This window comes from Pseudomonas sp. 13B_2.1_Bac1 (assembly GCF_025466155.1).
Lineage (GTDB): Bacteria > Pseudomonadota > Gammaproteobacteria > Pseudomonadales > Pseudomonadaceae > Aquipseudomonas > Aquipseudomonas aylmerensis.
This window is the reverse complement of the sequence record NZ_JANLOH010000108.1, coordinates 1-13258: the sequence shown is the minus strand read 5'-3', so window position 1 is coordinate 13258 and position 13258 is coordinate 1. Positions and strand designations below refer to the sequence as shown.

Annotated in this window: 11 protein-coding genes; 5 read left to right on the top strand and 6 right to left on the bottom strand. The window is 64.0% G+C overall.

From position 1 onward, the window contains the following. Positions 1-43 precede the first annotated feature (43 nt). Positions 44-1132 carry a methyl-accepting chemotaxis protein gene (locus NTD80_RS27270; RefSeq protein ID WP_410017440.1) on the top strand — a complete coding sequence of 363 codons (1089 nt, stop codon included), beginning with the start codon at positions 44-46 and terminating at the stop codon, positions 1130-1132. 67 nt (positions 1133-1199) lie between these two features. Here NTD80_RS27270 and NTD80_RS27265 read toward each other — a convergent pair whose 3' ends face one another. From NTD80_RS27265 to NTD80_RS27240, 6 genes are all read right to left on the bottom strand, one after another. Beyond that, positions 1200-1943, bottom strand: coding sequence for a YkgJ family cysteine cluster protein (locus NTD80_RS27265; protein ID WP_262135563.1), 744 nt, complete (start codon positions 1941-1943; stop codon positions 1200-1202). A gap of 109 nt (positions 1944-2052) precedes the next feature. Next, positions 2053-2535, bottom strand: coding sequence for a GNAT family N-acetyltransferase (locus tag NTD80_RS27260; RefSeq protein ID WP_106805118.1), 483 nt, complete (start codon positions 2533-2535; stop codon positions 2053-2055). A 3-nt stretch (positions 2536-2538) separates the two neighbouring features. After that, on the bottom strand, positions 2539-3441 hold the full coding sequence (locus tag NTD80_RS27255; RefSeq protein WP_106805117.1) for a chemotaxis protein CheV: 903 nt from the start codon (positions 3439-3441) through the stop codon (positions 2539-2541). A 272-nt stretch (positions 3442-3713) separates the two neighbouring features. Further along, positions 3714-4688: a 2-hydroxyacid dehydrogenase gene (locus NTD80_RS27250; protein ID WP_106805116.1), complete on the bottom strand. Its 975-nt coding sequence runs from the start codon at positions 4686-4688 to the stop codon at positions 3714-3716. Between the two features lie 194 nt (positions 4689-4882). Then, the gene (locus NTD80_RS27245; protein ID WP_065900869.1) at positions 4883-5851 is read right to left on the bottom strand and encodes a LysR family transcriptional regulator; all 969 of its coding nucleotides are present in this window, start codon (positions 5849-5851) and stop codon (positions 4883-4885) included. 97 nt (positions 5852-5948) lie between these two features. Continuing rightward, complete coding sequence (locus NTD80_RS27240) at positions 5949-8138, bottom strand: hypothetical protein (RefSeq protein WP_262135562.1); 2190 nt, start codon at positions 8136-8138, stop codon at positions 5949-5951. A gap of 229 nt (positions 8139-8367) precedes the next feature. On the opposite strand from NTD80_RS27240, the gene NTD80_RS27235 reads away from it, so the two are divergent. From NTD80_RS27235 to NTD80_RS27220, 4 genes are read left to right on the top strand one after another with little or no spacing between them, the layout of a single operon-like run. Continuing rightward, positions 8368-9879, top strand: a complete 1512-nt coding sequence (locus tag NTD80_RS27235; protein WP_065900879.1) for an efflux transporter outer membrane subunit — start codon at positions 8368-8370, stop codon at positions 9877-9879. Between the two features lie 10 nt (positions 9880-9889). Further along, a complete protein-coding gene (locus tag NTD80_RS27230; protein ID WP_262135561.1) occupies positions 9890-12067 on the top strand; it encodes an FUSC family protein in 2178 nt (725 codons plus the stop codon). Beyond that, on the top strand, positions 12057-12257 hold the full coding sequence (locus tag NTD80_RS27225; protein WP_065900886.1) for a DUF1656 domain-containing protein: 201 nt from the start codon (positions 12057-12059) through the stop codon (positions 12255-12257). Before NTD80_RS27230 ends, NTD80_RS27225 begins: the two co-directional genes overlap by 11 nt. Positions 12258-12267: 10 nt before the next feature. Next, complete coding sequence (locus tag NTD80_RS27220) at positions 12268-13128, top strand: HlyD family secretion protein (protein ID WP_262135560.1); 861 nt, start codon at positions 12268-12270, stop codon at positions 13126-13128. Positions 13129-13258: the final 130 nt, after the last annotated feature.

The window sequence follows — 13258 nt, the reverse complement described above, 5'->3', positions numbered from 1 at the left end:
GAAGCTGTCGGGCTGGGCGGCTGCCAGCTGCGCCGTGGCGTGGGTGCTCGGCGTAGGCCTGGCGGCGTACGCGCCAGTCTGGCAACTGCTGGGCCTGGTGGCAGGATGTGCGGTCGGCGCGGCCGGGGTGAGACTGATCGTGCGGCCCCTGGCCCAGTTGAGCCAGCGCGCCCGCCAGATTGCCGATAACCCCCTGAGCCAGGCGATCTACACCGGGCGCCGCGATGAATGCGGGCAGATCGAGTTTGCCCTGCAGATGCTCGAAGCCCAGGTGGGCGCGGTGGTCGGGCGCATCGGCGATGCCTCCCAGCGCCTGGCGGGGCACGCGGCGCAACTGGTGCGGCATCTGGACAGCAGCCAGGCCAGCACCCAGGGCCAACAGACCCAGACCGATCAGATAGCGACGGCCATTCACCAGATGGCCGCCAGCGTGGCGCAAATGGCCAGCCATGCCCAGCAGGCGTCCAGGGCGGCCGACCAGGCTGGCAACGAAACCCTTGAAGGCCATCAACGCGTGGATGAAAGCCGTGACGCGGTGATGCGCTTGTCCCAGGAGTTGGCGCGGGCCACAGACGTCATCCACCAACTGGAAAGCCACAGCGGCGAAATCAGCGGCGTGCTGGAGGTGATCCGCACGATTGCCGAGCAGACCAACCTGCTTGCCCTGAATGCGGCCATCGAAGCCGCGCGGGCCGGTGAGCAGGGCCGTGGCTTTGCCGTGGTGGCCGATGAAGTGCGTGGCCTGGCCCAGCGCACGCAGCAATCGACCGACGAAATCCAGCGCATGATCAGCACCCTGCAGGGCGGCGCGCGCGACGCGGTGCAGGCCATGGCGCAGAGCAGCGAACATGTGCACGCCAGCGTCGAGCAGGCGCAACGGGCGGCGGCTGCGCTGGATGGCATCAGCCAGCGGGTCATGCAGATCACCGCCATGAGCCAGCAGATCGCGACCGCCGTGGAAGAGCAGAGCGCGGTGAGCGAGGACATCAACCGCAATATCCTCGGCATCCGCGATGCCGGGGAAGCCACGGTCAGCGCCGGCCAGCAGAGCCAGCTCAGCTCCGGCGACGTGGCAGCCCTGGCGGAGGATTTGCGCCAGTTGGCGCGGGAGTTCTGGAGTGGACGGCGCTAACCGCGTGTCCACGTTGAAATGCAGTCACCTGTGGGAGCGGGCTTGCCCGCGAAGCGGCCCGCAAGCCCTACGCTGCGCGCAGCGGAATAAACGCGTAGTTGGCCGGCACCTCAGTCGCAATCTGCGCGCCGGCATCCAGCAGTTGCTCGGCGATGTCCATGCCTGACACATGGAACACCCACTCGTTGGCCACGGATGGCTGATCCACCGCCAGCTCGATTGCCTGGGCAAACGCGTTCATGTCCGGCAGGTAGGCGGTGAAGCCATCCCCCTTGAGCGCCGTGGTGCGAATACCCAGCAAGGCGCACACCGCCTCCTTGGTCTGCACATCGTCACGGTCGGCCTGGCGCGAGCGCAGGATCAGGTCCGCCAGCGCCGGGTCGGCCAACTCGCCGCCGACGATCAGCGCCGGGCCCTGTTCCCAGGATTGCGGCGGGCAGTCCTTGGCGGCGGGGCTCAGTGGGATATGCGGGTTGATCTCCATCGGATAGATCCGGCACACCAACGGACGGCGTTCATAGATGCGGCACAGGTTGTCTTCGTCAAGATTCCGGCAGCGGCCGGCGTTATAGGCGGCAAAGGTGATGGCCACAAACGCCTCGGTGTTGCCGCTGGGCACCACCACTGAACGCCGCTCGGCATGTTCACGTTGCTGCTGTGGCAAGCCCAGGCCATTGCCCAGGAAACCCTCTACCAGAACGATGACGTTGCCGCCGTCCGCCGCCCACATACGGGCTTCGGCGAGGGTCAGGGGGACGTGATGGTCGGTGCAGCATTTGCCGCAGCCAACGCAGGAAAAATGGGTGTTCATGGGCGGATCTGTCACCAGGCAAGGTCAGAGGGCACGCGTGAACGGTGACGGGTTTTGACCTCTATGCACCGTTCGGTGTCTCTGGAAGCAAGTTATGCGCCAGTGCCTGTCAGTCCTCGGCGACTGCATCGCGCAGTACAAAGAACATGCCTGCGCTTGCGTACAACTGTCGGGCGCGCTGGTTGCTCTCCAGCACCTTGAGGTCGACGCAGGGTTCGCCGCGTTGCTTGAACACCTGGAAGGCCTGCAGCAACAAGGCGCGGCCCAGCCCCTGGCCCTGGGCACAGGGGTGTATGGAAAGGTTCTTGATAAAGGCGCTGGTCCAGCACTGGGCCACGCCGAGAATGCCTTCTGCGTTGCTGGCCACCAGGCACAGCGTGGGGTCGAATTCGGCATCGGTGATGAATTGCTGCTGCCAGGTTTCCAGCGGGGGCACGCGGCCGCCGCCTTGCTCCTGGGTCATGCGCAATACCGCATGAATCGCCGGGGCCAGCTCATCGCGGTAGTGGTCCAACTGTGTACCCGCCGGCCACTGCGGGGCCGGCAGGCTGCCGGTGAGGTCGCGACGCAGCAACTGGTAATACGTGCTCACGCGTTACAGGCCTTTTTGCGCCACGGTCTGGGCCGCCACCACCAGGCATTTGGTCAGCTCGGGCGACGAAAATTTGGTCAGTACCGCGTCGGCACCGGCCAGGCGGGCTTTTTCGCTGTTCATCGCGCTGTCGAGCGAGGTGTGCAGCAGTACATAGAGGTCTTTGAAATCCGGGGTTTCGCGCAGGGTGCGGGTGAGGGCGTAGCCGTCCATTTCCGACATCTCGATGTCGGACACCACCACGTTGATCTGCTCGACCGTGCCTTGCAGCTCCAGCAGCACATCGATGGCTTCCTTGGCACTGCGCGCGGTGTGGCAGGTGAGGCCGAGGTTGCGCAGGGTGTGTACGGATTGCTGCAGGGCCACCTGGCTGTCGTCGACCACCAGGATGCGCGCGTTGCCGAGTACTTCGGCTTCTTCCATGGTCAGGTCGGTGGGCGCCGCTTCAATCGGGGCCGGCGCGATGCCGTGGATGACTTTTTCGATGTCCAGCACCTGCACGAGGCCGCCTTCGACCTGGGTGACCCCGGTGATGAACGCGCGGTTACCGCCGGAGCCGTAGGGCGGCGGGCGGATGTCGGTAGTCAGGCAGTGCACGATCTTGCTCACCGCCTGCACATGCAGGCCCTGCTTGGATCGGCTTACATCGGTGACGATCAGGCAGCCACCGTCCGGGTCCTGCAGGGGCATTTCACCCAGGGCACGGCTCAGGTCGATGACCGCCAGCGAGTTGCCGCGCAGGGTGGCGATGCCTTTGACGTGGGGATGCGACTCCGGCAGCTTGGTCAGCGGCGGGCAGGGGATGATTTCACTGACTTTCAGCAGGTTGATCGCCATCAGCTTGCCGCTGCGCAAGGTAAAGAGCAGAAGCGAGAGAGAGTCTGCGCGGGCTTTGGTGGTGGACATAAAAACCTTCTGTGGATCAGGGATGACGATCTATAGAGAGTTATCGACTTGGGGAGGCCAGGCTTTAACCGGATTTTGTGTCGGGATGGGTCTGTGGGAGCTGGCTTGCCTGCGATAGCATCACGCCGGTTCCGCAGAAAGACCGAGGCGCTGCTATCGCAGGCAAGCCAGCTCCCACACAAACCAGCTCCCACACAAACCAGCTCCCACACAAACCAGCTCCCACACAAGCTGGCTCCTACACAAGTCCCGATGTCACACGCGGGGATGAGTCAGCCTTTCCAGACCTGCGGGTTCACCAGGTCCTGGGGACGCTGGCCGAGCAGGGCGCTGCGCAGGTTGTCGAGGGCGCGGTTGGCCATGGCTTCGCGGGTTTCATGGGTCGCCGAGCCGATGTGCGGCAGGGTCACGGCGTTGCTCAGTTGGAACAGCGGCGACGCGGCCAGCGGCTCCTGCTCGTACACATCCAGCCCGGCGCCGCGAATACGCTGGGTTTGCAGGGCCTCGATCAGCGCCGGTTCGTCGACGACCGGGCCACGGGAAATATTGATCAGGATCGCGCTGGATTTCATCAGCCCCAGCTCGCGGGTGCTGATCAGGTGGCGGGTCTTGTCGCTCAATGGCACCACCAGGCACACGAAGTCCGCCTCGGCCAGCAGCTCGTCCAGGCTGCGAAATTGCGCGCCCAGTGCCTGCTCCAGCGCCGGCTTGCGGCTGTTGCCGCTGTACAGGATCGGCATGTTGAAACCCAAGTGCCCGCGACGGGCCACGGCCGCGCCGATGTTGCCCATGCCGACGATGCCCAGGGTCTTGCCATGCACGTCGCAGCCGAACAACGGCGCGCCGACACTGGCTTTCCACTCGCCGGCCTTGGTCCAGGCGTCCAGCTCGGCGACCCGGCGCGCGCTGCTCATCAGCAGGGCGAAGGCAAGGTCGGCGGTGCTTTCGGTGAGTACGTCAGGGGTGTTGGTGAGCATGATCCCGCGCTCGTTGAAGTACGGCACGTCGTAGTTGTCGTAGCCCACCGAGACGCTGGACACCACCTCCAGCTTGCTCGCGCCCTGCAATTGCTCGCGTCCCAGCTTGCGGCCCACGCCGATCAGGCCGTGGGCGTGGGGCAGGGCTTCATTGAATTGAGCGTTGATGTCGCCCAGCTTGGGGTTGGGCGCGATCACCTCGAAATCCTGTTGCAGACGTTCGATCATTTGCGGGGTGACACGGCTGAAGGCGAGGACAGTCTTTTTCATTGCAGGCGGGCTCATCGACTACGGAAGAATGCCAAGCAAGCTAACATTCTTGCGGGTGATTGTCAGGACACCGCCAAACCAATGTGGGAGCGGGCTTGCTCGCGAATGCGCAGCGTCAGCCACTACATCTGTGGCTGACCTGTCGTATTCGCGAGCAAGCCCGCTCCCACCTTTGATTTGGATCGACGTGGAAATCAGTTCGTCAGGCGCGCGCCACTCAGGCTGCCGCTCAATTCATACGCCACCAGCTCCGCCTGGTGCGCCGCCAGGATCTCCGGCAGCGAGCCGCGCAGGTATTCGACCCAGGTCTTGATCTTCGCGTCCAGGTATTGGCGCGACGGGTAGATGGCGTACAGGTTCAGCTCCTGGGAGCGGTAGTTGGGCATGACCCGCACCAGTGTGCCGTTGCGCAGGCCTTCGATGGCCGCGTACACCGGCAACAGCCCGACGCCCATGCCGCTGGTGATCGCGGTTTTCATCGCATCGGCCGAGTTCACCAGGAAGGGCGAGGTGTTGATCGCCACGCTCTCCTGGCCTTCGGGGCCGTTGAAGGTCCATTTATCCAGCTGGATCACCGGGCTGACCAGGCGCAGGCAGGCGTGATTGAGCAAATCCTGGGGCCGTTGCGCGCAGCCCTTGGCCTTGACGTAATCGGGCGAGGCGCAGGCGATGCTGTAGGTGATGCCCAGGCGTTGCGAGACGAAGCCCGAATCCGGCAGCTCGCTGGCCAGCACGATGGACACGTCGTAGCCCTCGTCGAGCAGGTCCGGCACGCGGTTGGCCAGGGTCAGGTCGAAGGTCACGTCCGGGTGGGTGCGGCGGTAGCGGGCAATCGCATCAATCACGAAGTGCTGGCCGATGCCGGTCATGGTGTGCACTTTCAACTGCCCGGCGGGGCGCGCGTGGGCGTCGCTGGCTTCGGCCTCGGCTTCCTCGACGTAGGCAAGGATCTGCTCGCAGCGCAGCAAATAGCGTTTGCCGGCTTCGGTCAGCGCGATGCGGCGGGTGGTGCGGTTGAGCAAGCGGGTTTGCAGATGGGCCTCAAGGTTGGAGACCGCGCGCGAAACGTTGGCGGTGGTGGTGTCCAGTTGCACGGCGGCGGCGGTGAAGCTGCCGGCTTCGGCCACGCAACTGAAGGCGCGCATGTTTTGCAAAGTGTCCATGGAGTGTTCTCAAGGGAGATGCCAAATTGTGACATGAAGTTGCGCACAGGTGTGTATCCGCTGGGCGCTGCTCTCCCCGGAGCACGGTGACGAAGGATCAGGACAAGGTCCAGGCCTCACTGACTTTGGCCTTGTAGTGCGGCAGATACTCGCGCAGCAAGTGATTGAAGGCCTCCTGCGTGCTGGCGCGGTTTTCGCCGGTCGGCGCTTCAAGGGCGGTGTTGGCGTGTTGTATCAGGTTTTCGGCGGCGCGGCTGAGTGCCGGGCTGAGGCGTTTGAGCGCGTCAATCTCGGCGGTCAGCGGCGTACCGTGCGCCTGTCGGCCAAGGGTATCGAACAACGCGTGAAAGTCGTCGGCGTGTCGCGCGACGTAAGCGTCCCAGCCCGGCTGCTGATCAGGGGTTTCCAGGTAGCGACGGGCGATGGGCAGGAGATGATCCAGCGAGTCGCTGCCCAGCTGTTCTTTGTGCAGGGTTTGCCGGGTGCGCAGCGACTGCGCCGTTACGCCGAAGAACTGCTCGACCGGCGCCGGGAGCTTCAGGTCACGGCGCTTATCCAGCGTATGGCGGGTATGCAACAGCACCGGTTGACCGTGCTTTATTTTCACCAGTACTTGAGTGGACGACGGCCTGGCGGGATCGAGCACTGATTCGCTGATCGAGCGGACCAGGTTTTCCCAGTCGAACGTTTGCTCGCCAATCGCGCCCAGTACGCGAAGCAAGGTTTTCTTCACGACCTGCCGCGAATCTATCGGGGCGATGTCGATTGTCAGGTAATCACCGCTCAGATGGGGGTCATCAAGCTTGCGGTGGCTGGCTTCAATCGCCACCCCTTTGCCTGCCCCGGCCTGCGCCGAGGCCGTTACTGCGGCGCTGAAGCTCACTATTCGGGTCTCGGCTGTCAGCGTGTGGACTTCTAATTCGTCGGGGCGAAGCAGTGCCGGGTTGCGCTGGATCAGGCTGCGTATCTCAGCATCCTGCTGTGGAGTCAGGCGCGAGTGGGTCTTGAGCAACACATAGCGCTCCAGCAGGGATTGGGCCTGTTTGTGGCGGGCGTGCCGGGCAGCGTGCAACGCGGACGCCGGCACGGGTGTGCAGGCCTGCTGGGTGAAGTGTTGGCTGGTGTCGGCGATGTGGCGTTGCATGGCATTCAACAGCGCCGCAGGGTCGTCGTTGTAGTGCTTGGACGAGGCCAGGCGCAGTCGTGCCATCTCAGGTGCGGTTTCGTGCAGGCTCAGGATATCCAGGGTGATCTGGCGCTGGGTACGCTGCAGGGTCGGCTTTATCGTGGTATTGAGCTTCAGGGCGCTGAAGACATCCACCGTGACCTTGGTTCGCGCATTCAGGAGCAGGCCTCTTTCGGTGATAACCGGCTGCGAGGTGCTTCTCATGCTGGGCAACTCAACGTCGACAAGGCCGGCGCTGGCCAGGGTATCCCGGACGTAGGGTTGGCTCAGTGCTGAGCAGGCGAGATGTTTCTGCAGGTTATGGCTATCACGCACCAAGCTGGGCAGGTTTTGAACGGTTCGCCGGATGCTCTCGCTCAGGGAGGTGCGCACCGAATGGCTGCGGGCATCGGCGTATGCTTCCAGGTTCGCGTATTCGCGAGACGATACATAGCCTACGCCGAGCTGGGTGTGGGTCTGGAACTGGTTTGCGATCGATGACTTCAGATGGGCCTGCAGGCTGAGGGCGCGCGTGCTTTTGATGCGTTGGTCAGCGGTGATTGCCAGGCGCGAGTCGGCTGCCAGCTGTGGCCCGGCCCGGTTCTGCAGCGCGGGGTCCAACACAAAGTTGTAGCCGATATGACGATGGTTGCTGCGTTCGCCGCCGTTGCGCACGTAGGCAAGCGCCGGCAACAACTTCTGCGTCAGGTGCAGGTGTCGGTCATTGCTGACCGCCGCGCGAAACTGCCATTTCAGCGCGCGACACAAGGCATAGTCGGCTTCGACGTCCGGACGCTGGCTGGCGCGATGTTGATCAAGCACCTGCTCGGCCTTTTTGAAAAACGCGTAGTAGTCCGGTAACTCCTCTACCGACACCTCCAGCCTCGACGGGCTGCTGGACAATTTGTGGTGAAGTGCTTCTACCTGCGCTTGATCGCGATGATAGCCCGCGAGCGGGACCAGCTTGTCCAGGACCAGGTCGGCGATCCAGCGCACGTCCCGTTGCAGCGGGAGCATGCCCGGCTGCAAAGGCTCGGGCGAGAGGTGCAGTTGCCTGCGCAGGGCATCAGCGGACGCGGGTGTCGACGCTATGCGGGCATGCGTGCTGGGGGCTGAAAGCATTCGGGCACTCCAGAAGGGTGGGATGCTCGTCATTCTGCTGGTGGGCACTTCGGCACGCTGTAGGGGAATAGCCTGGCGTCGGGATAAACATCCAACTTGCCTTGAGCCGGCGCGGATTATCGCCTGAACGGTAACAAAGATTCACAGGAATACCCGCTTATCGTTCCCCATGCCGCCCCCTAGAATTGCGCCACCTCTCCCCGCATCACCACCTCAGGAATTCGCAGCAGTGCCGCGTCGCATCAGCAGAGAGCTGAAGACTCTCAGTGTTTGGGCCTTATCGTTAGCAATCAGCGGCTGCATCGGAACCGGAGGAATCGCCCCACAGGGCCAGGCGCTCGACGCCAATCACCTGGCCACCGACGAGGCGATCCAGCAGGCCGCCCAGGACGCCCACTGGCCCACCGCGCAATGGTGGCAGGCCTTTGGCGACCCGCAACTCAACCGTTGGGTCGCACTCGCCACTCACAACAGCCCGAGTATGGCCATCGCTGCCGCGCGAGTGCGCGAGGCGCGGGCCATGGCCGGGATTGCCGAGTCGGCCGAGTCGCTGCAGATCAACAGTGACACCACCCTCAAGCGCCACAATTGGCCGAAGGATCAGTTCTATGGCCCAGGCGAGTTGAGTGGCGAGACCACCTGGGACAACAACTCGTCCCTGGGCCTGAGCTACGCGCTCGACCTGTGGGGCCGTGAAAGCAACGCCTCCGAGCGTGCCGTCGATCTGGCGCACATGAGCGCTGCCGAAGCCCGCCAGGCCCAGCTCGAGTTGCAGAACAACGTGGTGCGCGCCTATATCCAGCTGTCATTGCATTACGCCAACCGCGATATCGTCGCGGCGACCCTGGCCCAGCAACAGCAGATCCTCGACCTGGCCAACAAACGCCTGAACGCCGGGATCGGCACGCACTTCGACGTGAGCCAGGCCGAAACCCCGTTGCCGGAAACCCATCGTCAATTGGACGCCCTGGACGAGGAAATCGCCCTGAGCCGCAACCAGTTGGCGGCATTGGCCGGCAAGGGGCCGGGCGCGGGCGCGCAATTGCAGCGCCCGACCTTGTCCCTTGCCGCGCCGCTGAAACTGCCGTCTTCCTTGCCTGCACAACTGCTCGGCCAGCGCCCGGACGTGGTCGCCAGCCGCTGGCAGGTCGCGGCGCAGGCGCGTGGCATTGATGTGGCGCACGCCGGCTTCTACCCCAACGTCGACCTGGTCGGCAGCCTTGGCTACATGGCCACCGGCGGCGGCATGCTGGAGTTCCTGGCCGGCAAGAAATTCAACTACAACGTCGGCCCGGCGATCACCTTGCCGATCTTCGACGGCGGCCGTTTGCGTGGCGAGTTGGGCGAGGCCAGCGCCGGTTACGACATCGCCGTGGCGAAGTACAACCAGACCCTTGTCACCGCGCTCAAAGGCATCAGTGACCAGTTGATCCGCCGCGAGTCCATGGACAAGCAAGCGGGCTTCGCCGCGCAGTCGGTGGCCTCGGCGCAGAAAACCTATGACATCGCGATGATCGCCTACCAACGCGGGCTCACCGATTACCTCAATGTGCTGAATGCCCAGACCCTGCTGTTCCGTCAGCAGCAGGTCGAGCAACAGGTGCAGGCCGCCCGCCTGAGCGCGCACGCCGAACTGGTGACAGCCCTGGGCGGCGGACTCGGTGCCGGCAACGATGTGCCCGACGACGCCAAGACCCTCCCGAGCAAGACCCCGGCGGCACTCGCCGTGTTTGATCACTGAGTAGGATTGAATGACTCCCTTGCCTGCACCGCTGCGCTGGCTGCATGCCCTTGAGTGGCGCCGTGGCTTTTTCGACTGGGCACGCAGTGATGGCGTGACCTGGGTGTATATCTTCAAGGTGCTGATCGCCGCGTTCCTGACGTTATGGTTGGCCATGCGCCTGGAACTGCCGCAACCGCGCACGGCAATGATCACCGTGTTCATCGTGATGCAACCGCAGAGCGGCCAGGTGTTCGCCAAGAGTTTTTACCGCTTCCTCGGCACCCTGGCGGGCTCGGCGGTGATGGTGCTGTTGATTGCCTTGTTTGCACAGAACACCGAGTTGTTTCTTGGCGCGCTGGCGATCTGGGTCGGCATTTGCACCGCCGGTGCGACCCGCAACCGTAACTTTCGCGCCTATGGGTTTGTGCTGGCCGGGTACACCGCGGCGATGGTTGGCCTGCCGGCCCTGGCCCATCCCGATGGGGCCTTTATGGCGGCGGTCTGGCGCGTGCTGGAAATCTCCCTGGGGATTTTGTGCTCGACGCTGGTCAGCGCCGCGATCCTGCCGCAAACCAGCAGCGCCGCGATGCGCAACGCCCTGTACCAGCGCTTTGGCGTGTTCGCGCTGTTCGTCACCGATGGCTTGCGGGGGCGCAGCCAGCGCGAAGGGTTCGAGGCCAGCAACGTGCGCTTTATCGCCGAAGCCGTGGGCCTGGAAGGGCTGCGCAGCATCACCGTGTTTGAAGACCCGCACATGCGTCGGCGCAACGGTCGCCTCAGTCGCCTCAACAGCGAGTTCATGAGCATCACCACGCGCTTCAACGCCTTGCACCAGTTGCTCGAACGCCTGCGCACCGACGCGGCCGATCACGTGGTGGCGGCGATCAGGCCCGGCCTGCAGGACCTGGCCGAACTGCTCGACGGCTTTTCCGGTCGTGCCCTCACCAGCCCCGACGCCGCACGCCTGGTCAATCAACTGAGTGCCTACAAGGACGGCTTGCCCGCCACGGTGCGCAGCCTGCGCGCGGCGTTCCAGGAGGGCAACCCGAGCGAAGCCGAGCAGCTGGATTTCCACACCGCCTACGAGCTGCTGTACCGCTTCGTCGACGACCTGCACAACTATGCGCAAACCCACGCCTCCCTGGCCGATCACAGCCATGCGCGCGAGCAGTGGGACGAAACCTTTATCCCCAAGACCAACTGGCTGGCCTGCGCCGCCTCGGGGATTCGCGCCTCATTCATCCTGATCGTGCTGGGCAGCTACTGGGTGGCGACCGCCTGGCCCAGCGGCGCGACCATGACCTTGATCGCGGCGGCCACCGTCGGTTTGTCCGCCGCCACGCCGAACCCCAAGCGCATGGCGTTCCAGATGGCCTGCGGCACCTTGATCGGCGCGTTGGTGGGCTTTGTCGAAATGTTCTTCGTGTTCCCCTGGATCGACGGCTTCCCGCTGCTGTGCGTGATGCTCGCCCCGGTCATCATCTTCGGTGCGTTTCTCGCCTCACGCCCGCAATACGCCGGGGTCGGTGTGGGCCTGTTGATCTTCTTCAGCACCGGTTCGGTGCCGGATAACCTCACGGTCTACAACCCCTACACCTTTATCAACGACTACATCGCGATGGTCATCGGCATGCTGGTGTGCGCGGCGGCGGGGGCGATCATCCTGCCGCCCAACAGCCGCTGGCTGTGGCGCCGCCTGGAGCAGGACCTGCGCGAGCAAGTGGTGTACGCGATCAGCGGCAAGCTCAAGGGCCTGGCCTCGAGTTTTGAAAGCCGCACCCGTGACCTGCTGCACCAGGCCTACGGCCTTGCCGTCGGCCAGCCGCAAGTGCAACGCGACCTGCTGCGCTGGATGTTCGTGGTGCTGGAGGTCGGCCACGCGATCATCGAGCTGCGCAAGGAACAGGCGATCCTGCCGGTGCACCCGGCGTATGCCGAGTCCCAGCCGTGGCGCCAGGCGATCCGCGTGATGGGCCGCTCGCTGGTGCGGCTGTTCCTGCAGCCCAGCGCGAGCAATCTGGAGCGCGGACTGATCGCCGTCGACCACGCGATCAGCCGCGTGCAGGCCACCGACGAACCCTTCGCCCCGCACTTCGATACGTCGGCCCTGCGCCGGGTGAAGAGCTACCTGCACTTTATCCGCACTTCGCTGCTCGACCCGCAATCGCCACTGGCGGCCCTCAAAGGAGCCCCGCATGCCCCGTGAAATCGCGTTCCACGGCCTCTACATGCCGACCATGACCCTGATGTTTTTGATTGCCGCAGGGCTGGCCTGGGCGCTGGACCGCTTCCTGGCCGGGTACGACTTGTACCGGTTTTTCTGGCATCCGGCGTTGCTGCGCCTGAGCCTGTTCGTTTGCTTGTTCGGCGCATTGGCGCTGACCGTCTACCGTTGAGAATGCCCCGATGAAAAAGTTTTTCAGCCTGCTCGCGACTTTGCTGGTACTGGCTTTGGCAATCTGGATTGGCCGCACGCTGTGGGTGCATTACATGCAAACGCCGTGGACCCGTGATGGTCGCGTGCGCGCCGACATCATCAACGTCGCCGCCGACGTGACGGGCGAGGTGGTCGACGTGCCGGTGCGCGACAACCAGTTGGTCAAGAAGGGCGACCTGCTGATGCAGATCGACCCCGAGCACTACCGCATTGCGGTCAAGCAGGCGCAGTCCCTGGTCGCCTCGCGCAAAGCCACCTGGGAGATGCGCAAGGTCAATGCCCACCGCCGCGCCGACCTCGACGCGCTGGTGATCTCCAAGGAAAACCGCGACGACGCCAGCAACATCGCCGACTCGGCCCTCGCCGATTACCAGCACGCGCTGGCGCAACTGGAAGCCGCCGAACTCAACCTCAAGCGCACGCAAGTGGTAGCGGCGGTGGACGGCTACGTCACCAACCTCAACGTGCACCGTGGCGACTACGCGCGCATCGGCGAAGCCAAGATGGCGGTGGTGGATATGAACTCGTTCTGGGTCTATGGCTTCTTTGAGGAAACCAAATTGCCGCATGTGAAAGTCGGCGATAAAGCCGACATGCAACTGATGAGCGGCGAGACCTTGAAGGGCCACGTGGAAAGCATCTCGCGCGGCATCTACGACCGTGACAACCCCGAGAGCCGCGAGTTGATCGCTGACGTGAACCCGACGTTCAACTGGGTGCGCCTGGCCCAGCGCGTGCCGGTGCGGATTCGCATCGATGAAGTGCCGGAGGGCGTGCTGCTGGCGGCGGGCATCACCTGCACGGTGATCGTCAACCAAACACAAGACTGAAAGGTGGGAGCTGAAACCTGGAGTTTAGCGGCGTGGCTGAAATAGTCGGGCCTTGCACCACAGGCATGAACAACGCCTCTCTACCTGTGGGAGCGGGCTTGCCCGCGAATACGGTGTGTCAGTCAACGAA